We start from the raw sequence: 22,593 nt of genomic DNA, 5'->3' as shown, positions 1-22,593 counted from the left end.
CGACCTCAGCTCTTCTTCCGGGGGCCGCGCTCAGCGGGTGGCTCGCCGTCGGCTGAAGGCGAGGGCGCAGCGGCTGGCTTCTCGCCACCGCCGCCGCTCTTGCGCGCGGAGTCCTTGATGCCCTGCATGTCGCGAGCTTCCCGGATCAGGCCTGGCATCTTGGCGAGGCTGCCGCCTTCGACGCCGATGTCCGCCAGAAGCGAGTCGATCAACGGCGCCTGGACGCGGTAGCGCAGCGCCGAGTCGATCACCTCGTCGGTGGCGCTGCGGCCGCCATTGCCGCCATGGCCGTTGCCATTGAGGCCGTCGACCTGGAGGATGCGGATGCCCTCAATCTTCTCCATCGGCTTGACGCTCTCACGGACGATGCCCTCGATGCGGTCGAGCAGCTTTCTACGGAACAGCGAGTAGCGCGCCTGGTCGGTCAGCACGTTCTCGGCCTCGTTGAGCATACGCTGCGCCTCGGCCTCGACTGCAGCGCGGATTCGCTCGGCTTCCGCGGCAATTCGCGTCTCCTCGGCCTGCTTCTCGGCGATCAGGATCTCCACGGTCTTTCGGCGCTTCGCGATCTCGCTCTCGCGCGCGGTAATGACACGCTCGGTGGCTTCAGTGGCATGTACCCGCGCTTCCTCGGCCGAGGCCTTGGCCGCGGATTCCTCCAGCGACTTGAGGTGGATGGCAATCGCCTTTTCCATCAAGACGGTCTCGACCTCCTTCTCGCGATTGATTTCGAGCTTACGCAGCTCGCGCTCGCGGCCGATGCGGGCCTCGTCGAGGCCCCGGTCGGAGGCGATGCGGGAGCGCTCGACCTCTTCACGCGCGGCAATCTCGGCTTCCTGGAGCGACTGGACGCGAGCGACTTCGAGCTGTTCGATCGAGCGGCGGCGTTCGATCCGCGCCGCCTCCAGCGCATGCTCGCGCGAGACGTCGGTGGTCTCGACCTCCTTGCGCGCGACAATCTCGGCCTGCCTGACCTGGCGGTCGGCGTCGATGCGCTCGGATTTCTTGGTCGAGAGCGCAATGACGCGTTCCTCATCTGCGATCTCGATCGCCTTCTTGTGCTCGATGTTGAGGACTTCGCGCTTTCTGGAGGAGGTGATGCGCTCGGCTTCGAGCGCGAGATCGACGCCGATGCGCTGGCGCTCGATGGTGTCGCGCCGGTTCAGCTCGGCGGCCTCGAGCACGGCTGTACGCTCGATCTCGAGCGCGCGCGTGTCACGCTCAGCCTGGATACGCTCGGCTGCAACGGACTTTTCCTGCGCGATCCGGGCGGCTTCGATGGCTTCGCGTGAGGCAATGTCGGCTTCCTCGACGGCGCGGTTGCGGGCGATCTCCAGGGAGCGAACGCGTTCTTGCTGGGTGATGCGGGCAGCTTCCGTGGCTTCGCGCGCCGTGACCTCTGCGACTTCCAGCGTCTGATTTCGTTCTATCTCCAACTGCCGGGTATTTTGCTCGACCGCGATGCGCTCGACGGCGAGCCTGTGCTCGCGGGCGATGCGCGCCGCCTCGACCGCGCGCTGCGCCTCGATCTCGGCTTCCTGGATGTTACGCACCTGCTGGATCTCCAGCGCACGGGTGCGCTCATCGGATGCGATGCGCTCGACATTGACAATCATGGTCTGGGCGATGCGGGCCTTTTCGGTCGTCTCGCGGGCAGCGATCTCGGCCTCGTCCACAGCGCGGGTCCGGTCGATCTCGCGGCGCCGGGTCTCCTCTTCGTTGGCGATGCGGGCGTCGGTCACGACGCGGTCCTGCTGGATACGCGCTTTCTCGATCGCCTCGCGGGCGGTGATCTCGGCTTCCTCGACGGTCCGCATCCGCTCGATTTCGCGCTGGCGCACCTCGCGCTCGGAAGCGATGCGGCTGGTATCGATCGAGCGCTGGTTGGCGATCCGGGCTTTTTCGATTTCCTCCCGTGCGAGCAGTTCCTTCTCCTCGATGGTGCGGGTGCGCTCGATCTCCCGCTGGCGGGTCTCACGCTCCGAGGCGATACGGGCTTCGGCGATCGCCTGGTCGTTGGCGATTCGCGCCTTCTCGATGGTTTCACGGGCGGAAATCTGCGCCTGCTCAGCTTCGGTCTCGCGCAGGGCCCGTTCGCGTGCGACCTCGGTGCGTTGCAGGGCGCGGCGCATCTCGATGTCACGCTCCTGTTCGAGGCGCGCCGTCTCGCTTTCGCGTTCGATCTCGAGAGCCTGCCGCTCGGCCTCCAGGTTACGGGAGCGGATCTTGATCATCGAATCCTGCTCGATGTCGTTGCGCAGTTTGCGCTTGGCCTCGATGTCCTCCATCAGGCGGGTCAGACCTTCGGCGTCGAAGCGGTTCGAGGGGTTGAAGAATTCGAGATCGGTCTGGTCAAGATCGGTGATCGCGACTGATTCCAGCTCGAGCCCGTTCTGGGCGAGGGCCTCTGCGGCGTTCGCCTTGAGGCGGGCGACGTACTCACCGCGCTGCTCGTGCATCTGCTCGAGGGTCATCTCCGAGGCAACGGAACGAATGGCCGAGATGAATTTTCCGGCGAGGAGGGCATGGAGCTGTTCGGGCTCCATGGTGCGGCGGCCGAGTGTGGCGGCCGCGATAGACACGGCTTCGCGGGTTGCCTGCACGCGGACATAGAAATCGGCCTCGATGTCGACGCGCATGCGGTCACGGGTGATCACGGCGTCCTGGCGGGAGCGCACGATGCCCATCGGCTGCACGTTCATGTTGACGGGCGTGTAGTCGTGGATGAACGGCAGCACGAAGGCGCCGCCGTTGATCACAACGCGCTCGCCGAGCAGGCCGGTCCGGACGAATGAGGTCTCCTTGGACGAGCGGTGATAGAGCCAGTTCACGATGTAGACGCCGACCACGATCACCACGACGGCGACGATCAGCCAGAGGATCAATTCACCGACCAGAGTCCCTGACATGTTTCTCTCCTTCGACCTTTCGGCGTTATCGCGCGCCGATCGCCTTGAATTTGCGAACCTGATCCGTCAGCGCCCGCTCGACCGGCAGACGTTCCATCGAGGAGGCGCCGTAGAAGCCGTGGCAATTTCGTGTGTTCCTCATGATGAAATCGGCATCGTCCGGATCGGAGATCGGTCCGCCATGAGCGAGCACCAGAATGTCCGGATTGACGCCGAGCGCGGCGGAGGCCCAGGTGTCGATGTGCGCTGGGCAATCCGTCAGCTTGAGTGCGGTCTGCGCGCCGATGGTGCCCCCGGTCGTTAGGCCCAGATGACACACGATGATATCCGCGCCCGCGATTGCCATCGCGGCAGCTTCCTTCTCGCTAAAGACGTAGGGCGTCGTCAGCAGGTCCTTCTCGCGCGCCTTTGCGATCATGTCGATCTCGAGCGCATAGGACATGCCGGTCTCTTCGAGATTAGCGCGGAACACGCCGTCGATAAGGCCGACGGTCGGAAAGTTCTGCACGCCGGAGAATCCGAGCGCTTTCAATTGGTCCAGGAAAAGATCCATGTCGCGGAACGGATCCGTGCCATTGACGCCGGCGAGCACTGGCGTTCTGGTCACGACGGGCAGCACTTCGCCGGCCATCTCCAGCACGATGGCGTTGGCGTCGCCGTAAGCCATCAATCCCGCGAGCGAGCCTCGGCCGGCCATTCGGTAGCGGCCGGAATTGTAGATGACGATGAGGTCGACGCCGCCGGCCTCCTCGCATTTGGCCGAAAGGCCGGTGCCGGCGCCGCCGCCGACGATGGCCTCGCCGCGCCTTGCCATGTCGCGGAAGCGCTTCAACAGTGCAGCGCGTTCAAACCGGGCCATCGGTCACCTCGCTAGTCTCCGGCGCGCCCCAGTGCGGCCGAACAATGTTCGGAACGCGCTGACAATGGTGGAGGCGAACTCGGGGTCGTTGATGTTCTTGGAAACGCGGATGAGCTGACGGTTGGCGGTCTGCCGCACGTTGCGCTCCAGCGTGCGGAACAGCGCCGCATCGGTGTCCGGATCCCAGAACGGCTGTCCTCGCGCGTCGAGCGCGGAGACGCCGCCCTCGGGCAGGAAGAAGCGCACCGGGCCGTCCATCCGGTTGAGTCGATCGGAGATCCAGTGCCCCATGCGCTCGTTCTCCTCCGCCGTGGTCCGCATCAAGGTAACCTGCGGGTTGTGGACGTGGAATTTCCTGCCGCGGTAGCGCTCCGGGATGGTCTCGGGAGCGCCGAAATTCACCATGTCCAGCGCGCCCGCCGAGCCAACATAAGGCACCCGGCTGCGGATGATGGCGCCAAAGCGGTCGTCGGTGGCCGGGAACACGCCACCCATCAGGAGGTCCCCGACCTCCGTGGTCGTGAGGTCGATGACGCCTGCGAGTTGCCCGGAATCGACGAGTGCCTCCATTGAGCGTCCGCCGACGCCGGTGGCGTGGAAAACGAGACACTCGAAATCCTCGCGCAGGTCGGCCGCGATCTTCTCCACCGCCGGCGTAGTGACACCGAACATGGTGATGCCGACCGACGGCAATCCGCTGTCGCTCCGATCCTTTCCTGCATGCTGATCAAGGCGCGCCTTGACCATGCCGGCCAGCGCGTTGGCGCCGTTGGCCAGCACGGCGCGCGAGATCGAGTTGAGGCCCTGCACGTCGGCGACCGAATGCATCATGGTGATGTCCGCGGGGCCGACATAGGGCCCGACGTCACCGGAGGCGACGGATGAGATGATAAGTTTCGGCACTCCGACAGGAAGGATCCGCATACCGGGCGCGACCAGTGACGCTGCGCCCGAGCCGCCGGCCGAAATCACGCCGGCAACATTGCTCTGGCGCCGCAGCCAGCTGGCGAAGGCGTCGGCCATCGCGGTGACGGCGGCGCCGCGGTCGGGTCCGAATACCGCCGATCCGCCGCGACCATGGTTCAAGGCGATCTCCTGGGCGGAGACGTCGCTGGCCGCGTGCCTGCCGCTGGTGGAGACATCGACCAATCGGGTTCGCAGGCCTGTCCCGGCGATGATGTCGCGGATGAAGCGGAGCTCCATGCCTTTGGTGTCGAGCGTACCCACGACGAGCACGACCGGAGAACCCTGCGCTTGCGTCGCGACCGGTTCGTGCCGGCGTCGTGCCGTCTCGTCGAGACGCATCACCTGTGTCGAGAACGTGCGGGCCGCAGCCTCGATGCGGGCGATCGGCACCGGTTGCGACCACCGTGTCGGCGGCGTCGGGTTTGACATGTAGATGCGGATCGCGCCGCCTGGACGCGTTTGCGGCGGAGGAGGCTTTGCTTCCGTATCCGCCGGTGGCACGTCGAGGTCGAGCTCGAGTCCGGCGTGCATTCCGACACCGAGCAGGCGCTGCTGCAGTTCGCGATCGGCGGCAAGCCGCACTGAATCGATGATGCGGTTGACGCGGCCGTTGACCATGATCGCGACTTTGCGCGACACGGCGGTCGCCACGCCGATATTCTGTTCGATCACGAGCACGGACATGTCGCCGTCCTCGCCAAGCCGTAGCAGCATCTCCTCGACTTGGGCCACGATGACGGGCGCGAGCCCCTCAGTGGGCTCGTCCATGATCAGGAGCCGCGGGTTGGTAAGCAACGCGCGGGAGATCGCAAGCATCTGTTGCTCGCCGCCGGAGAGCTGGCCGCCGCCGTGATCCTTGCGTTCGGCCAGCCGCGGAAACGTCTTGTAGATGCGCTCGACCGTCCAGGCGCCGCGGCGCAAGCCGGCGGCAAGCTGCAGATGCTCGTCGACGCTGAGTGATCGCCACAGCCGCCGTCCCTGCGGAACGTAGCCGACGCCGAGTCGGGCTATGTGGGCAGGCGGCTCTCCGGTGATGTCATCGCCGCGGATGCGGATCGAGCCGCCGCTGACCGGCACCAGCCCCATGATGGCCTTGCACAGCGTGGTCTTGCCCATGCCGTTGCGGCCGACGACCGAGAACACGCCGGCCTCGAGCGTCAGGTCCACGCCCTGCAGCGCGTGCGAATGGCCGTAATAGACGTCCAGGCCGCGGACTTCGAGCGCGGCGGCGGTACGGCGGACCTCATTCATGGCCGCCTCCGAGGTAAAGCTCCTGCACTTCGGGATCGGACTCGATCTCCTGCGGACGGCCTTCCTTGAAGATGCGCCCGTTGTGCATCATCGTGACGCTCTCGACGACGCGCAGGGCCACGTCCATGTCGTGCTCGATGATGATGTAACCGATATGCGCGGGCAGGGAGGTCAATATCTCGATCAGCTCGGCACGCTCGGTCGGCGACAGTCCCGCCGCGGGTTCATCGAACAGGACGAATCGCGGCGCGCCGGCAAGCGCAAGTGCAATCTCGAGCTGGCGCTGCTGGCCATGTGCGAGCTCGGCAACGCGCTGATCCTTCACGCCCGAGAGATGGACGGCCTGCACGAGATTTTCGGCCGCGTGCATCAACGCATCGTTCTGACCGGGGCGGACAAACGAGAAGCGCCCGCGTGAAACGCCACGGCAGGCGAGGTAGACATTGTCCTGGACGGTGAGGCCGGGAAACAGTGCGGAGATCTGGTAAGTCCGGCGCAGGCCACGGCGGATGCGCTCATAGGGCGGGAAGTGCGTGACGTCCTCGCCGAAGAAGCGGATGGTGCCGGAAGAGGGTGGGAAGTCGCCGGTGATGCAGTTGAACAGCGTGGTCTTGCCGGCGCCGTTTGAACCAAGCACGGCGCGCCGTTCGCCGGGGCGGACGGTGATGGTGATGTCGGTGAGGGCTGCGAGCGCGCCGAACAGACGTGTCACGCCGCGCAGCTCCAGCGCGGCGCCGGCGCCCACGACAGAGAGGCGTTGCGCGACGCTATCCATGGCGGGATCCATGGCTGGATCCTTGGCCAGATTCTCGGCCAGGTTCTCGGCCGCGTCGTCCACTTGAACTTGCCGCGCCGGAGCGTTGGCGGCGCCGCCAGCTCTGCCAGAGCCCGATGACGCCGTCCGAGGACCAGAACACGATGGCGAGGAAGCCGAGGCCGATCAGGAGCCGAAAGCGGTTGCCGTCGAGCCCCACCTTGACCAGGAAGTCGAGTGCGAAGGTGCGCAGCAGCACGAAGATCAGCGCGCCGATAAAGGGTCCGACGGGGCGCGTGATGCCGCCGACGATCGCGATGATGAGGATATCGATGCACGCTCCAACGCTCACGGATCCCGGCGAAATCTGCCGGTAGTTCCAGACCTGGAGCACCCCTGCCAGCGCCGCGACGAAGGACGCGAAGGCGTAGGCCGCGACGCGATGCGCATTGACGTTGAAGCCGAGCGCCGCCATGCGGCGGGGATTGTCGCGTACGCCTTGCAACGCGAGGCCGAATGGCGCCCGGGAGATGTAGTCGACGGCGAAGTAGCACAGCGCGGCTACCGCGAGGACGATATAATAGAAGGGAATGTCGGCGCGCCAGTTGACGCCCCAGAAATGCGGCGTGGCGACGGTATTGATGCCGGTATGGCCGTTGAAAATCGCCCAGTTCTGGTTGGTGAAATAATAGAATGCCGCGCCGATCGCGAGCGTGATCATGATGGTGTAGATGCCCTCGGTGCGCACCGCCAGCGCGCCGCCGAGCGTGCCGAAGATGGTCGCGAGCGCGAGCGCCATCGGGACCGCAAGCCACCACGGCCAGCCCAGGCTGATATTGGCGTTGCCGCTGACGCCAAACACCGCGACCATATAGGCGGAGAAACCCGCGATGGTGAGCTGCATCAGGCTGACCATGCCGCCATAGCCGGCAAGAAACATCAGGCTCAGCGCCATGGTTCCGAGGATCAGCGTGGTCGCAAAGATCTCGATCAGGAAGAAGCCGTTGGCGATCAGGGGCATGATCAGGAGAATGGCCGCGACGGTCCAGGCCGCCGGATTGTCGATCTCCGGCCATCCGCGCAATCTGGAGCGTTGCACAGCAGCGGTGGGACGAACCGGGACGCGGGCGTCGTGAGCGAGGGACATGTCAGCGCCTCGCCAACAGGCCCTGCGGCCGAATAGCCAGCACCAGAACCATGATCAGGAAGGTCACGACGATGGCGTAGGTTGGGATGTAGACCGAGCCGAGCTGCTCGGCGAGGCCGATGATAAGCGCGCCCAGCGCAGCCCCCGGGATCGAGCCCATGCCGCCGACGATCACGACGACGAGGGAGGCGAGCAGGAAGCGGATATCTTCGCCGGGCGAGAGCGACTGGAACGTTCCGCCGACGACGCCGGCGACGCCAGCGAGGCCGGCGCCGAGCGCAAACACCACCACGAAAACGAGTTGGATCCGCACTCCGGTCGCCGCAAGGATGTCGCGATCGTCGACCCCGGCGCGGATGATCATGCCGATGCGCGTGCGGTTGAGCGCCAGCCACATCGCCACGCCGATCACGACGGAGGCGGCGAAGATCACGAGTCGGACCATGGGATAGCGGAGATAGACCGGCTCGCCTGAGGATTTGACCGCGGTGACCAGCGGAAGCTCCACAGGTCCGATCAGCCAGTTCGGGGTCTGGATCTGATAGAAATCGCCGCCGCAGGCCCACAGCATCAAATCGGCGAATACGATCGAGAGTCCGATCGTCACCATGGTCTGGCGCAGGTCCTGGCCTTCCATGCGGCGGAAGACGAGGACCTGGAGCAGGACGCCGACCAGTGCCGTCAGGATGAAAGCGACGATGAAGCTGAGGACCCATGAACCGGTCGCGACGCTGATGGCGTAGCCGACATAGCCGCCGAACAAATAGAGCGAGCCGTGAGCGAGGTTGACGTTGCGCATCAGGCCGAAGATCAGCGTAAAACCGCTGGCGACGAGGAAGTAGAGACCGCCGAGCGTGATGCCGTTGAAGAGCGCGTTGAGGAAGACCCGCTTGCGGCCGAGCGCATCTTCGACGCTCTGCGGCCACACTGCGAAAATCAGCCAAAGCGCCACCGCAACCACGATGATGAGGACCAGTGCCCACGCGGGATGGCGTTCGACAAAGCGGGTCATGATCGCCGCTCCGTCTTGACGTCACCCCATCTCTCACCCCGCAAGCGGGATGGAGAGGCACGCAGACCGTTGGCGGCCGCAAGCCCTGCCATGAACGTGCGCTCCCTATCGCGCGGGATCCTCGTTTCGGGACCGCGTTTTGGCGCATCCTAATGCGGCCGTAAGGGAGGCGTTTGATCGTGAGTATCTTTTCGCGTGAGGTCAGGCGCGCAAAACCTTGGCCGCGCGGCGATAATCGGTCGGCGCCATGCCGACATTGGCGGCGAAGAAGCGGGTGAATCCGCTCTGTGACGAGAAGCCGAGATCGAAGCCGATATCGGCGATTGGCGCTTCGCTCGCCACCAGCGCCTCCAGCGCCTGCTCCATCATCAACGTGTTGAGATAGAGGTGCGGCGTGACGCCGGTCTGGGTGCGGAACAGCCGGTAGAAATGCGGCCGGGACAGGCCGGATTCGCGCGCGATGGTGTCGAGCTCGATCTCGGCGCCGGGACTCTCCGACATCATCTTGATGCACTTGCGCACGCGAAAATCCGTGATGGAACCGTTTGCGCGCGGATCGCGCGCGGTCGCCGCCTGTTGCCAGCTTTCGTCATAACAGATGTCGATCAGGCTTCTCAGCTCGCCATCGAGGCTGTTGAGCGAGGGAGCGCCGCACACGAGGGCGGCTGCGTGCCTGATATGCTTGTCCAGCGCAACGGACCGTGTGAACTGGGTGCGGCCGAAGCGGAGGCGGTCGGCGCCGGGCGCATCGGGCGAAAACCACTCCGCATTGACGTAGAGCACGAAGAAAACGGCGCCGCCTTCGAGATCGGATGGCAGGAAGTTATGCGGCTCCCACGGATTGACCGCGACGACGGAACCTTCGGTGAGCTCGTAGCGTCCGTCGCTGACATCGATGCATGCAGAACGCCCGCCGACATGGAAGATCAAGTGACCTTCGCGATGTGCGTGGATGTTGAAAGGGCGGTTCAACTGATAGACCGTCGCCCGACCAAAGCGGCCGTGGAAGACGGCGAGCGCCCGGCTCATGCCTCTCCTCCCAAAAGCTCTTGGTATTTTTTTGTAGCGTTCAACAACCGGGGAGAGAATGCAAGGGCGCACGTGTCGCGCTCCTGGCAAATCTCTCCCCGGTCGGTCATCGTTGGCGAACTAGACTAGGTCAGTATTTCTTACATTCCGGTACTGTGCGGCTCGGCAAACCGATTTTGGCGAACACCGCGGGATCGTAGCCCAGCGTTTGGTTGACGTTCGGGATCACGTTCACGACCTTTGAGAACAGCGCGCCCTTGCCATCGTCGACGACCTCGGTGACGAAGTTGGTGCCGATCGCCTGGCGGTTGGAGTCTAGCTTGATCTTTCCGTTGGGTGCGTCGAGTTCGATCTTGGCAAGGGCCTCCTTGTACTTGGCTTGATTGTTGGAGAGATCTCCGTTGACCTGGCGCAGCGCTAGGATCAGCGCCATTGTCGAGCCATAATAGTTGGTGGCGAGCAGCGATGGGCTCGGGAAGCGCTTGTTGGGCGGGAAGGCGTCCTGATAGTCCTTCACGAACTTCTGCCAACTCGGGTTCTCCCAGGTGTCGGCCTGGCCGCTCGCGGCCAGCGTGCCAATCAGGGCATTCTTGGCGTTTCCCTTGGACGACAGGATGGTCTGGTCGATCATGATCGAGCCGCCCATCAGATGTGCCTTGCCGCCGGCCTGCTGGTATTGGTTCAGGAAGTTGACGGCGTCGGCGCCGCCGAGGCCGAGATAGATCGCGTCGACGTCGTCGGGCAGTGCGGCGATAACAGAGGCAAAGTCCTTGGTGCCGAGCGGCACCCATTGCCGGTTGGTGACCTGTCCGCCAGCACCGCAGAACTCGAGCACGAGGCCGAACACCTGCGTATAGATGAAGGAGTAGTCTTCGCCGACGGTTGCGATCTTGCGGTACTTCTTTTCGTCATAAGCGTATTTGCCGAGGCCCACCTGCCACTGCGCGCCGTCCATGTTGTAGCGGAAAAAGTTCGGAGCCGGATCGACATAGGTCGTTTCCTGGGCCCCGGAGGCGGCGTTGATGAAGGTCAGTTCGGGATGGGTCTTTGCAAAGTTTTTGACCGCGATGCCTTCGTCACCAGAGAGCGGTGACAGCAGGATCTGTACCTTGTCCTGCTCGATCAGCTTGCGCACGGCTCGTACGGCGGAGTCCGGCGTTGCGTCGGTCGACGCGATGACAAATTCGAGTTCCTTGTCGCCGACCTTCTTGCCGAGGACGTTGAGGGCCGTCTGGAAGCCGCGAATGCCGTCCTCGCCGAGTACGGTGTAGGTGCCTTCGAGCGTCGCGGTGACGCCGACCTTGATCTTCTCCTGTGCGAAGGCGGTGCCTGAAAGTAACAGGCTGCTCAACGCGATCAGTCCTAGACTGCCTTTCAACATTGCTCTCCTCCCTGGGTGTTCTTGTCACTGTTTTTCACCGCGCCTTGACGCGCCCGCCGCGCGGTGCAGCGTTCGGGCAAGGCTAACGGTTCTTGAAACGGAGGCTAACCGAACTCCGATGCAGCGCACGTTCTGGAGCCGTGCGCGGCTTAACGGGCAGTCTCATTTTGAATGTTGCGTCGCGATTAACATCGCGGTGCAGCAGGCCTCAGGCTTCCCGATTTGCACCCGCCAGCCGCATGGCGGCCGCGCCTCCGTGAATAGGATCGCTCGAATGGAGGGGAAATCAATCGTAGGCGTTGGGTCATTTCGTGGCGCGCGGCACTCGCTGATTATACGTTGTGGCAGGCGATCGTCCGACCGTCCGCACCGACAGATCGAAGTTGTGGCACATCGACGAGACAGCGATCGCTGGCCATTGGACAGCGGGGCGCATACGCACAGCCGCGCGGCCGCGTGAAGAGGCTTGGCGGTTCACCCATTTCGATCGCGCCATGGATCCGTTTCGATGGATCGGGCTTCGGAATTGCCGCCACCAACGCGCGCGTATAGGGGTGGAGCGGATGATCCAGGACCGTCCGCGTCCCGGCCTGCTCCACGATCCGGCCCATATACATGACAGCAACGCGGCTGCTGATCTGCCCGATCACGCCAAGGTCGTGCGAGATGAAGAGCATCGACAGTCTCAATTGGTCACGCAGATCCATCATCAGGTTGAGCACTTGCGCCTGCACGGAAACGTCGAGGGCCGAGACCGGCTCGTCGGCGACGATGATGGACGGCGTGGGAAGAATGGCGCGTGCAATTCCGACCCGTTGCCGTTGCCCGCCACTCAGTTCGTAAGGGTAGCGAGCGGCGAAAGACGGGTTCAACCCGACGGCCGTCAAGGTGGCGGCTATGGCCGCGCTGCGCTCGGCGCGGCTCTTGAAGATGCCGCTGATGTCGGCCGCCTCCGCCACCGAATCTCCAATTGCGCGCCGCGGGTTGAGCGATGCATTGGGGTCCTGGAAAACCATCCGGACGTTCAGACGCATCTCGCGCAGGCCGGAGCGGCCGGCTCCGATCAATTCGGTTCCCTTCAAATTGATGTTGCCGCTGTCGGGCTGGACCAGCCCGACGAGGGTTCGGCCTAGCGTGGTCTTGCCGCAGCCGGATTCGCCCACGATCCCGAGGACCTCGCCTTCCGCCAGCGACAGCGATACACCATCCACCGCCTGCACCCGGTATTTCCGACCGGCTCGCCTGGCACTGAACGAGACCATCATGTCCCGGACGTCGAGGATGACATTGCCGCTCATGGCAGCCCCCCGCCGGCCAGCGGAAATGCGCAGAGCACCTCGTGTCGTTGGGAGGCCTCCAGGCGGGGAGGGGGCGCCACGCGGCACTCATCGCGCACCGCTGCGCAACGCAAGGCAAACACGCAGCCGGCAGCGACCGTACCTGGCAGCGGCGGCTGACCAGAAATGGTTGGCAGCCGGCGCGCGCCGGAGTTTCGCGACGGCATGCAATCCATCAATCCGCGGGTGTAATGATGACGCGGTGCGCCGAACAGCGCAGCGACTGAAGCGGTTTCCACGATCCGGCCGGCGTACATGACAGCGACGCGATCGGCGAGCTGCGCAATGACTCCCATGTCGTGGGTGATGAACAATATCGCCATATCCAGCCGATTGCAGAGCTCGCGCAAGAGCCCGAGAATCTGAACCTGTATGGTGACATCGAGCGCGGTGGTCGGTTCATCGGCGACCAGCACCTGTGGCCTGCAGGCCAGCGCAATCGCGATCATGACCCGCTGGCGTTGGCCTCCGGACAACTGATGCGGATACGCGGACAGCTGCATTTTGGGGTCGGGCATACGTACCAGTTCGAGCAGTTCGCGCGCACGGACCAGCGCCGCCGCGCCCGAAATTCCCTCATGCACGCGCACGGCTTCGGCGATCTGATCGCCGATCCGACGAACAGGGTTGAGTGAGGTCATCGGCTCCTGAAAGATCATTGCCATGCGGCCGTGGCCCGCTTCGACACGTTGCCAGGGCTGCAGCTGCGTTACGTCGCAGCCCTCCAACAGGACCCGCCCGGCGCGAACCCGGGGACCGGGCTGCGGCAGCAATCCCATGACCGCAAGCGAGGTCATGCTCTTTCCGCAACCGGACTCGCCGACGAGACCAAGGATCTCGCCCTTGGCCAAGCCGAAGGACACGCCCGCGACGATGTCGACCGGCGAGGTTTCCGGCCCCACTGACACCGTAAGGTCGCAAACTGTCAGCACGGCCTAACCCTTCTCACCAAAGACCTGACGGAATCGCGGATCGAGTCGATCGCGCAATGCATCGCCGACCAGGTTCAGAGAAAACGCCGTCGCCACGATCATCATGCCCGGAAAGAAGAGCAGCCACGGAGCGCGCGTGATGAAGGTCCGCGATTCCGCCAGCATATTGCCCCAGCTCGGAATGTCCGGCGGGGCGCCGAGGCCCAGGAAATCGAGTGAAGCCGCGCCGAGCTGCGCGAACGCGAAGACGAAGCTGGCCTGCACGAGAAGTGGTGAGACCAGGTTCGGCAAGATGTGCCGACTGATGAGCCATGCCGCTCCGGCGCCCATGCTGCGCGACGCCTCGACATAGGTTTCCGCGCGCAAGCGCAGTGTCAGTCCGTAGACGATCCGGGTCGTCGTCGTCATGTAGCCGATCCCGATGGCCAGGATGACGGTGGCCACACTCGGGCTCAAGATGACAATCAGGCCAAGTGCGAGAAGCAGAGTCGGGAAGGCCATCAGCACGTCGACCATGCGCATCAGCAGGTGACCCAGCCGCGGGAACAGAGCGGAAAGTACGCCGGCCGGAACGCCGGTCGCGAGAGCGAAGACGACCACGCCCGAGCCGATCAGAAGTGCCATGCGTGCTGAATGAATGGTGCGCGACAGGGTATCCCGGCCGAATTGGTCGGTGCCGAACCAGTGGGTCACGTTCGGGGGCGTCAGGCGGATCAGGGGATCGATGGCATACGGATCGTAAGGCGACAGCCAGGGTGCGAAGATCGCGGCCAGCACGGTCGCCAGAAGGACCCCGAGCCCGGCCAGCGCGATCGGACGGGCGATGAACGGCTTGAGCCACAAAATCACGCTGTTGCTGCTCATTGAAGTTCAACCCGCGGATCGAGCAGACGATAGCTCAGATCGACGATCAGATTGATCAGGAGATAAACCACGACAATAACTAGGATGACGCCCTGGATCACAGGGTAGTCTCGACGAAGGATCGACTGAACGACGAGGCGGCCGATGCCGGGCAGGGCAAAGACGGTTTCGGTCACCACCGCTTCGGACAACAGTGCGGCGAAGGTGAAGCCGAAGGCCGAGACGACCGCCAGCAGTGCATTACGCCAGATGTGGCGGCGCACGACCTGCCACGGCCGGATTCCCTTTGCACGCGCCGTGCGCACGTAGTCTTCCCGGGAGACGTCGAGCATGCTGGCGCGCGTCAGCCGCAGGATCAAAGCGGCATTCGGAGCCGCAAGCGCCAGGCTGGGGAGAACGAGATAGCGGAGATTGACGACACCACCTTCGAAGATCGACGGATAACCGGAGCTCGGAAACCAACCGAGCCAGGCGGCAAAGATCAGGATCAGATAGAGCCCGACCCAGAACGTGGGTATCGAGGCCATCAGCATCGCCCCGCCGGACAATCCCTGATCGAGCCACGTGCCGTGCCGGACCGCCGCAATCATGCCGATCGGCACGCCGATGACCGCAACCCAGATCATCGTCATGGTGGCGAGCAAGGTGCTGGTCTCGGCGCCATCGGCAATCACCGACAGCACGGGCGCCTGGAAGAAGATCGACCGCCCGAGGTCGCCCTCGAGCACATGGCCGGCCCAAGTGAGATATTGCAGGATAATCGGTTGGTCGAGACCGAGTTGGTGTCGCAAGGCGTCGATCTGGTCGGGAGTCGCGGTATCACCGAGCAGAACATAGATCGGGTCACCCGGCACGATATGGATGAACGCGAAGATGATGATGGACGCTGCCAGCAGCGTCACCGCCGTCGTTCCTGCGCGCTTGAATGCGTAAGACCACATGTGATTGGGCGCCTGATCAGCGGCAACGATGCGCGCCGGCGCCGGCGCTCGACAGTCCTCGCGGCCTCATTGCCCGTCCTTATTTCGTCGACACATTCCAGAACACGGGACCGTTGGGGTTGAGCCCCTTGAGCTTGGGAGACGCAATGTCATAGGTGTAGGCATCGCCTACTTTCATCACCGGTACCTGCTCATAGATCAGCGACTGGATCTTGTCCCATGTCGACTTGCGCGCGGCTGGATCGGTCGTGTTGATCAACTCTGCCCGAAGCGAGCCGATCTCGGGGCTGTCCCACCAGCCGGGATAGCTCGCATTCAGGAACGTGAGCAGCAGCGGGTCGGGCGCGAAGGAATGGTGGGTGACGAAGATGTCCCACTGTTCCGGCTGGCCGCGCATCTTCAGAAGGGTCGCCCAATCGACGACCATCATCTGAACATTGATGCCGGCGTCGGCCAGCTGGCGGGTGAAGACAGAGGCTTCATCATAGTGTGCCTGGTAGTTCGTCGAGACCAGCAGGCGGATCGGCGTCCCCGTGTAGTCCGCCTCCTTTGCGAGCTCCTTGGCCTTCTTCGGATCGTGCGCACTGTAATTGGAGGCGCCTTCGGTCGAGTACCAGGGTGTGCCGTTGGGAAAGATCGATCCTTCGGCATTCCACAGGTCCTTGGGACCGAAGGCGACGCGCAATGCCTGCGACTTGTCCAGCGCGGTCTGGATGGCGCGGCGGAGCTTGTAATTGTCCTTCAGGATTCCCTGCTTCGAGTTCATGAAGAAAAGGCCGAAGATCGGCGCGTTGGTACGCTGCACCTGAACCGATGGATCTTTGCTCAGGGACTCGTACAGATCGCCGGAGATCATTTCCGCGTAGTCGTAGTCGCCCGCCTGCACGCCGCTCACGCGCGTGCCGACGTCAGGCACCGGAATGAACCGTATCTTGTCGAAGCTCGCAACGCGGGCGCCGGCGAAGCCGTCCCCCTTTTCCTTGACTGGCTTGTAGCCCTCGAACCTCTCCACCTCGACATAGCGGTTCGGCCGCCACTCCACGAACTTGTAGGGTCCGGTGCCGATATAGTCCTTTTGCTCGATCGGCCGGTTTCCCGCTTTGGCGGCTATGTCTTCCGGATAGATCGCAAGGCCGCCATTGACGTCCGCAATGAGAGCCTTCCAGGCGCCGTTCGGCGCGGACAATTTCAGCGTGACTTCATACTTTCCGGTCGCCTCGACCGAGGTAGCCGCCTCCATCAGGAGCTTGCCACGCGCACCGAAACTGCCCCATCGCGTCATCGAGGCGACCACGTCCTTGGCGGTCATCTCCTTGCCGTTGTGGAAGAGGACACCTTCGCGGAGCTTGATGACGATGGTCCGACCGCCGTCTTCCGTGCGATCGCTCTCGGCCAGCATCGGACGCGGCGTATAGGTCGAGTCCAGGGCATACAGGGTCTCGAAGATGTGGCGGCCGATGACCGATGCGACGTCGGCTGTCGTCAGCATGACATCGAGCGGCGGCGGTTCTCCGATGGTGGCTTCGCGGAGCAGGGTGGCGGCATTGGCCTGCGCAATCAAAAACGACGCAGTGGCCAGCCCCATGACGCCACGCATCAAGACACTTGGACCGTATCTCATGATCGCCCTCCCGCCTTGTTGAACCGCCTGCTTCCGGTGCAGGGGATGTGCCTTTCAGCTGTTGGGCTGATGGCACGCTATTGGTTGTTCGAAAGTTACATACACAATTTGGCAATTATCAAGCGGAAAATGCTGTTCTTGATGGGGCATGCAGATATACGTTTGGTCGATGCTGAAGGTTTCTTACGGCAGCTTCTTGCCAAGGGCGCAGGTTGATCTGACCTGGGGAAGGGCGGGCAATGGCGCGTGCAAAGCGAAATCATCCGGCGAGAGCCGTTGGTACAGCGATCTCGAAGCCGTCGGGCGACGACAATGTCGTGGCCGGCGACATCATCTCCCTCATCAGGCAAAGCGCTCCAAGCCTCAGCCCCTCGGAGCAACGCGTTGCCACGGTGCTGCTGGCCGATATGGAGTTTGCCGTTCACGCCAGCAATTCCGAGTTGGCCCGTCGGGCGCGCGTCAGCGAGCCGACGGTAACCCGGTTCAGCCGCTCCGTCGGTTGTCGGGGCGTCCGCGACCTCAAGGTGAGGCTGGCTCAAGCAATGGCGGTCGGGCGGATTTACGTTGAGCTTCCCCCGCATGTCGGGACCGATCTGGCGCGCCCCGCGCTCTGGCGGTCGGTGTTTCAGGAAATTCGCCGTGCAATTGCCGCCGCCGAGGAAGGACTTCGCAAGGAAGACATCGAGAGGGCTGCCGAAGCTATCTCGCGCTGTTCGAAGCTTGCCGCGTTCGGGGTTGGGGGCGGTTCCACTCTTGCGGCGGCGGAGGTTCAGAACCGGTTCTTTCGTCTTGGGGTTGCCGTCTCGCATGCCTCCGATCCGAGCTTGATGCGGATGATCGCCGCGACCCTCGGACGGGATGATGTCGTCGTTGCCATCTCGACCACCGGTGCAGCGAACGCGGTGATCGAGGCAGCCAGTATCGCCAAGCAATACGGCGCCTTGGTCGTCGCAATTACCAAGCCGCAAAGCAGGCTGGCCTCGATCGCCGATATTGCGCTCGGCGTGCACGTGCCGGAAGCGCCCGACGCGCTCAAGCCGACGGCGTCGCGCTATGCATTTCTCGCCACCATCGATCTGCTCGCAGCGTCAACCGCCTATTGCAAGCCGCTCGAAGCCCAGGCACGCATGCGGCGGATCAAATACGAGTTGCTGAAGGGAAGCGACGGGGACGCCAAAGGGCCGCTGGGAGACTGAAAAATCTCCCAGCGGCCCGACGAGGATTTGTTCGGTGCATCGCCGCTCGCATGTGGCAACGTCCATCGCGCTCCGAAACCTGAACAGTACATGCTGCAGAAAAATCGTCCGGCAGGATACGATGTTCAGAGCCGGCTACGACGGCTATCAGCGGCAGACGTAGCTGCCATTGACCAGAACGCGGACACATCCCGTACCGACAGCGGCTGCACCAACTGCTGCGCCGCCGACGACCGCGCGCCTGGTGGTGCGCCGTGCTACGCCGGCGACTGATACGGGCGTCAAGGGCCGCCCGACCCGTGCTTCAGCCCGGCCGAGCGAGAGCGAAAGGCCTTCGTCCACCGACCAGTCCATCGAGCCGGACACTCCGAGGGCGACCACGGCAACTGCGAGTGATAATTTTGTGACCAAACCAAGCTTCATAATAGTCTCCGCCTGTGAGAGTGAATTTGGACGCTCCATGGACTGGGGCTCGGACCATTGATCAAGATCAAGGAACCGTCGAAATCGTAAGCTGGTAACCGAAGGCGAACCACCAGAACGATTCAGTCGGGTTCGGGTACATGCGTCACCCTTTTCGCCTCGTTTTTACTTCTGTATGCAGAGCGGCCTCAGTGTCTCGTCGCTGCTGCGCGCTTTCGCGTATTCCATCAGCGCCGTCCGGGCTGCTTCGCAACGCTCTGCGCTTGAAAATTCTTGTGTCGATATGACGGCGCCATTCGCGACGCCGAGCCAGCTGATGACGACCAGAACATAGGTCACGGTATCCTCCCCCTCAGCCGTCGATCTCCTGAGCTCAGATTAGCGCGACAGGCGGCTTAATGAGCGCCGCCCATCGCGCCATCATCAAGCTCTATTGGCACACGTACATGATGCCATCGCCGCCCTTCACCAACGAGCCTGGGACGCAACCGATGCCGTTGCGCGCCGCATAGTCGGTCCAGCCGCTATAGCCATAGCTCCACGGTCCGCCGAAGTAATAGGCTCGCACGGCGTACCAGGGCAGACCCTCGTTAGTGTAGTAGTGTCCGCGATAATAGGGAGTGACGTACAACCTCGTCGCCGCTTGCGCCTTGTCGAGCCCCAGCGAAACTCCGCCTTGATCGGTCCAGCCGATGGACAGCGTCGTGCCGCATACGAGCGCGGCGACGGCAACGGCAATCTTCCTTGCGCTTATCGACTTCATGGACGTTCTCCAAAAATGAACTTCAACGCCACCACACCAACGCAGCACCAGGGCTGCGGCTTGCTTTAGATCAAGGGATTCAACAAATCGCATCTGCTTCGTCTTCGATTTTACCGGGTCAAGTTCAGATCGAGTTAAGGGAATCTGGATGACGACGCTTTGACGTCCGACGAGTGCAGCCCGCCGGGTCGCATCGGAAAGCATGCTGTCACGTGGTGCACCGGCTCTCTCTTACTTGAGCCATGTATGCAATCGTGCGAACGCTTCTCGCTGGAATGCGTCAGGCAGTCGGTGACAAGCTCCGAGGCGGCATGACGCGTTTGGATCTACTCTTCATCATTTCTGCCGTTTGGTTCGCAGGCTCGTGTTGCGCCGCGACCAATTTGTTGAAGGCGAAGAATAACCGGGCGGTGATGACGCCTTTCAATTGGTGCTCATCAGGAAGCATCTCGGCGGCCAGCCGTGACCAGCTTCTTGCCTCGGCCATCCAGACCGTTTGGTTTGCCGGATCCTGGCTTGCAAGCTGCCGGCAAAGTGCTGCGCGCGAACTCAGCTCGAATTGACTCATCATCGGCCCTCCCTGCCAGAAGCTCGATGTACACGGTGAGAATTCTGCGTTGCGTGCCACACCTCTGCAATTGCCCTTCCGGTCATTGTACCAAGGGGCAGGTCACAGCCACTGACCAAGCCGTGCGATACTATGCGAGGCCGTGTTGCGATAGTTCAATTCGTTGATCTGGCTCAAGCGAAGCCGCGTTCGGACGCGGTGAATATTCGCCTGCTGCAGCGTGCGTGCGCTTACCGACGAAGCGCCGCCATGCCTCAGCAAGTGCTTCACCAGGGGCGCGCCGCGGCAGAAGCGGCGGCTCGATTTAGGCAGCCATGCCATGCAGGTTGCATTGCTTCGCCAATTCTGCCGCCGTGGCCCGTTGCTTGCCCGGCGAAGATCTGCGGCGGCAATGGCGCCGACAATGCCCATCTCACGATATCTGCTCTATGTCGGCAGTACGTTGCTCGCGATGCTCTTTGTTGTGGACGCACTGGTGCCGGATCGGCCCGCCATCCACGGTGGAGCTGCGCGCTCCGCGACCATCCGCATCCATTCCGATTGGAAATTACCCGAGCGGGTCGTTCTCGACACTAGCCTGCCGACGATTGTCGCAACCGACATCGCCAGGGTCGAGCTTGGTATCCTGCCCGGCGCCGACGTCTCACAGAGGCGCGCTCGCGAGGCCTTTGCTCAGCTAGGAGCCCCCGATGCCGAACGACCGCCAGCGCGTCCGTCGACAAAGGCGGAAGTGAAGCCGCAGCGCCAAAACAAAAGTGCGAGGAGGCACATCGAAAAAAATATCCGGCTCGTCGCGCGGCCGCCGCAATACGGCTGGTTCGGCAACCAGGTTTGGTGAGCGTCTCCTATCGTCGCATCTTCGGAGTGGGGCGCCCGCCATTGATACTATCAACGAGTGCACGTCGAGGCATTGCCCAATCAAACGTCCTTGAAGATCGGGAGTAACTGACATGAGTGAAACGTCGAGGTCTGAGCGAATCGATCGTCGCCGGGCTCTTTCGTTGCTCGGATGGGCCGCGGTACTCGGATTGGCGACCTCCGGAACGTTCCTGTTCGGAGCAGAAGCGCCGGCGCAGACGATCGGCATGGAGCGACGCCAGGAGAGGCGCGGAGCCCGCCACGAGCGGCGTCAGGAACGGCGCGCGGGCCGGACTGAACGCCGTCAGGAAAGGCGTACAGGGCGCACGGAGCGCCGTGAAGAGCGGCGCAATTAGGACGCCGACATGACCTCACCGATTATCGTTCGCCGGCAGATGTCTGCTTGATCGCGATCCGGAAGCTGGCGGATGCCGCAGACCTGGTACGTAACATTCGAGGTGCACAAGCGTGGGACCTTGCCGAAGCGGCGAAGTCCACGGGAGACACGCACATTCGAGAGCGAAGCCGAGGCGCGGGCTTTCGCGCGAGCGAAGTTCAATGAGGGATTGATCGTGTTTGCAGGCACGCTCAATCCCTTTTTGCCGCGACGGCTGATTCCCTCGAGCGATATCCCGTCCTGGATAGAGCAAGACCGAGGCGACGAGGTTGCCGGCCACGATGCCAAGCGCGACCCGGAGAAATAGGCAGCATGTCTTGGTGCTCATGCCGATGTCGCGTCGAAATGTCTTGAGTGTTGCCATTATGGCACGTGGAGTTTGTGGCGTCGCCCGTAGAGTTTCAGCTGGAAGTTGGGGGATGATTGCAGTGCAACAAGCCGCCGATCGGGCAATCAAAAGCGGCCGGCAAGGAGAGAGCATGATGAAAAGACTTCTACTAGCAACCGTTGGTCTGGTGGCGCTGTGCACGGCGGGGACCGCCATGGCTGCCGATATGGCCGTAAAGGCGCCTCCACCGGCACCGATCATTCCGATCTACAATTGGACGGGGTTCTACATCGGCGGCAATGGTGGCTGGGCGCAGAACCACAACTGCGTCGATTTCCTTGACGCGGCTGGAGTCGCCGTCGCCTCTGGCTGCCGCGATCGTTCCGGTGGTGTCATCGGTGGCCAGCTCGGTTATCGCTGGCAGGCCAGCCAGTGGGTGTTTGGTCTGGAGGCTCAGGGCGATTGGGCGGATCTCAGCAACCAGCGCGTCAGCCTGTTCAATCCGGCGCTCTCCACGCGCGCCAAAACGAGCGCCATCGGCCTCTTCACCGGCCAGATCGGCTACGCCTGGAATGCGTCACTGTTCTACGTGAAGGGTGGCGCTGCGGTAACAGACAATCGTCTCAGCGTGCTTGATACTGCGTCCGGCGCCGAGCTCGCGGCGCAAAGCGCAACCCGCTGGGGTGGTGTCATTGGTGTCGGATACGAGTATGGCTTCACCCCGAACTGGTCGGTGGGGCTCGAATACGACCATCTGTTCATGGGGCATCGGAATAATTCGTTCACGGCCGCCGATCCGCGCCTTGCCGCTTTTGTAAACGACCGGATCACCCAGGACGTGGATATGCTCACCGTGCGCTTCAACTACCGCTTCGGAGGGGCCAACCCGGTCGTCGCGAGGTACTGAACTCTCCCGGTCTGATGTCTTCAGGGGGCCGGCAGTCATGTCGGCCCTCATTTTTGTGGTCTCATCGTGCAAGCCAGTCAGCGTCTGCCGGCGCGATCGACCGGACCGCCGCGGTTGGTCGGAGTGCCGGACCGCACTGCTTCTCGTGCG

Annotated in this window: 22 protein-coding genes; 5 read left to right on the top strand and 17 right to left on the bottom strand. The window is 63.1% G+C overall.

The features are described 5' to 3' along the window. Positions 1-5: 5 nt before the first annotated feature. The 13 genes from AC0L3K_RS25795 to AC0L3K_RS25735 all read right to left on the bottom strand — a co-directional run bounded on the left by AC0L3K_RS25795 (position 6) and on the right by AC0L3K_RS25735 (position 17,003). Complete coding sequence (locus AC0L3K_RS25795; RefSeq protein WP_473367123.1) at positions 6-2,909, bottom strand: flotillin family protein; 2,904 nt, start codon at positions 2,907-2,909, stop codon at positions 6-8. Positions 2,910-2,934: 25 nt separating this feature from the next. Continuing rightward, positions 2,935-3,768: a phosphoenolpyruvate hydrolase family protein gene (locus AC0L3K_RS25790; RefSeq protein ID WP_473367122.1), complete on the bottom strand. Its 834-nt coding sequence runs from the start codon at positions 3,766-3,768 to the stop codon at positions 2,935-2,937. Between the two features lie 3 nt (positions 3,769-3,771). After that, positions 3,772-5,985: a Tm-1-like ATP-binding domain-containing protein gene (locus AC0L3K_RS25785; RefSeq protein WP_473367121.1), complete on the bottom strand. Its 2,214-nt coding sequence runs from the start codon at positions 5,983-5,985 to the stop codon at positions 3,772-3,774. After that, a complete protein-coding gene (locus AC0L3K_RS25780) occupies positions 5,978-6,760 on the bottom strand; it encodes an ABC transporter ATP-binding protein (protein ID WP_473367136.1) in 783 nt (260 codons plus the stop codon). Before AC0L3K_RS25780 ends, AC0L3K_RS25785 begins: the two co-directional genes overlap by 8 nt. Further along, the gene (locus tag AC0L3K_RS25775; protein ID WP_473367120.1) at positions 6,753-7,886 is read right to left on the bottom strand and encodes a branched-chain amino acid ABC transporter permease; all 1,134 of its coding nucleotides are present in this window, start codon (positions 7,884-7,886) and stop codon (positions 6,753-6,755) included. The genes AC0L3K_RS25780 and AC0L3K_RS25775 overlap by 8 nt, the downstream gene beginning before the upstream one ends. 1 nt (position 7,887) lies before the next feature. After that, on the bottom strand, positions 7,888-8,898 hold the full coding sequence (locus AC0L3K_RS25770; RefSeq protein WP_473367119.1) for a branched-chain amino acid ABC transporter permease: 1,011 nt from the start codon (positions 8,896-8,898) through the stop codon (positions 7,888-7,890). A 201-nt stretch (positions 8,899-9,099) separates the two neighbouring features. Continuing rightward, positions 9,100-9,927 (bottom strand): AraC family transcriptional regulator, encoded by an 828-nt coding sequence (locus AC0L3K_RS25765; protein WP_473367118.1) that lies wholly within the window; start codon positions 9,925-9,927, stop codon positions 9,100-9,102. A gap of 130 nt (positions 9,928-10,057) precedes the next feature. Next, complete coding sequence (locus tag AC0L3K_RS25760; RefSeq protein ID WP_473367117.1) at positions 10,058-11,308, bottom strand: ABC transporter substrate-binding protein; 1,251 nt, start codon at positions 11,306-11,308, stop codon at positions 10,058-10,060. Between the two features lie 332 nt (positions 11,309-11,640). Continuing rightward, positions 11,641-12,606, bottom strand: coding sequence for an ABC transporter ATP-binding protein (locus AC0L3K_RS25755; protein WP_473367116.1), 966 nt, complete (start codon positions 12,604-12,606; stop codon positions 11,641-11,643). Further along, a complete protein-coding gene (locus AC0L3K_RS25750) occupies positions 12,603-13,577 on the bottom strand; it encodes an ABC transporter ATP-binding protein (RefSeq protein ID WP_473367115.1) in 975 nt (324 codons plus the stop codon). The genes AC0L3K_RS25755 and AC0L3K_RS25750 overlap by 4 nt, the downstream gene beginning before the upstream one ends. 3 nt (positions 13,578-13,580) lie before the next feature. Further along, positions 13,581-14,426 carry an ABC transporter permease gene (locus AC0L3K_RS25745; protein WP_473367135.1) on the bottom strand — a complete coding sequence of 282 codons (846 nt, stop codon included), beginning with the start codon at positions 14,424-14,426 and terminating at the stop codon, positions 13,581-13,583. Between the two features lie 11 nt (positions 14,427-14,437). Then, positions 14,438-15,382, bottom strand: coding sequence for an ABC transporter permease (locus tag AC0L3K_RS25740; protein ID WP_007608695.1), 945 nt, complete (start codon positions 15,380-15,382; stop codon positions 14,438-14,440). Positions 15,383-15,461: 79 nt separating this feature from the next. Further along, positions 15,462-17,003, bottom strand: a complete 1,542-nt coding sequence (locus AC0L3K_RS25735; protein WP_473367114.1) for an ABC transporter substrate-binding protein — start codon at positions 17,001-17,003, stop codon at positions 15,462-15,464. A 15-nt stretch (positions 17,004-17,018) separates the two neighbouring features. Between AC0L3K_RS25735 and AC0L3K_RS25730 the strand changes: the two genes are divergently transcribed. Together AC0L3K_RS25730 and AC0L3K_RS25725 are read left to right on the top strand one after the other, a co-directional pair. Next, positions 17,019-17,219: a hypothetical protein gene (locus AC0L3K_RS25730; protein WP_473367113.1), complete on the top strand. Its 201-nt coding sequence runs from the start codon at positions 17,019-17,021 to the stop codon at positions 17,217-17,219. 101 nt (positions 17,220-17,320) lie between these two features. Continuing rightward, entirely contained in the window at positions 17,321-18,199 is an 879-nt protein-coding gene (locus tag AC0L3K_RS25725) for a MurR/RpiR family transcriptional regulator (protein WP_311985924.1), read from the top strand. Positions 18,200-18,346: 147 nt separating this feature from the next. Here the strand turns inward: AC0L3K_RS25725 and AC0L3K_RS25720 are convergent, their stop codons facing one another. The 4 genes from AC0L3K_RS25720 to AC0L3K_RS25705 all read right to left on the bottom strand — a co-directional run bounded on the left by AC0L3K_RS25720 (position 18,347) and on the right by AC0L3K_RS25705 (position 19,956). Then, positions 18,347-18,622, bottom strand: coding sequence for a hypothetical protein (locus AC0L3K_RS25720; RefSeq protein WP_007593000.1), 276 nt, complete (start codon positions 18,620-18,622; stop codon positions 18,347-18,349). A gap of 165 nt (positions 18,623-18,787) precedes the next feature. Next, a complete protein-coding gene (locus tag AC0L3K_RS25715; RefSeq protein ID WP_007592998.1) occupies positions 18,788-18,961 on the bottom strand; it encodes a hypothetical protein in 174 nt (57 codons plus the stop codon). A 91-nt stretch (positions 18,962-19,052) separates the two neighbouring features. Further along, the gene (locus AC0L3K_RS25710; protein ID WP_007592996.1) at positions 19,053-19,385 is read right to left on the bottom strand and encodes a hypothetical protein; all 333 of its coding nucleotides are present in this window, start codon (positions 19,383-19,385) and stop codon (positions 19,053-19,055) included. Between the two features lie 280 nt (positions 19,386-19,665). Then, the gene (locus AC0L3K_RS25705; RefSeq protein ID WP_473367112.1) at positions 19,666-19,956 is read right to left on the bottom strand and encodes a hypothetical protein; all 291 of its coding nucleotides are present in this window, start codon (positions 19,954-19,956) and stop codon (positions 19,666-19,668) included. A 316-nt stretch (positions 19,957-20,272) separates the two neighbouring features. Here AC0L3K_RS25705 and AC0L3K_RS25700 point away from each other — a divergent pair, with 316 nt between their 5' ends. The 3 genes from AC0L3K_RS25700 (at position 20,273) to AC0L3K_RS25690 (ending at position 22,443) form a co-directional block, all read left to right on the top strand. After that, the gene (locus AC0L3K_RS25700; RefSeq protein WP_354127600.1) at positions 20,273-20,791 is read left to right on the top strand and encodes a hypothetical protein; all 519 of its coding nucleotides are present in this window, start codon (positions 20,273-20,275) and stop codon (positions 20,789-20,791) included. Positions 20,792-21,239: 448 nt separating this feature from the next. Next, entirely contained in the window at positions 21,240-21,515 is a 276-nt protein-coding gene (locus AC0L3K_RS25695) for a hypothetical protein (RefSeq protein ID WP_007592990.1), read from the top strand. Positions 21,516-21,687: 172 nt separating this feature from the next. Continuing rightward, a complete protein-coding gene (locus AC0L3K_RS25690; RefSeq protein WP_007592988.1) occupies positions 21,688-22,443 on the top strand; it encodes an outer membrane protein in 756 nt (251 codons plus the stop codon). Positions 22,444-22,593 lie beyond the last annotated feature (150 nt).

The organism is Bradyrhizobium sp. MI1.10 (genome assembly GCF_055811035.1).
The sequence above is the reverse complement of the archived record's forward strand: the minus strand, read 5'-3'. Positions and strand labels throughout refer to the sequence as shown.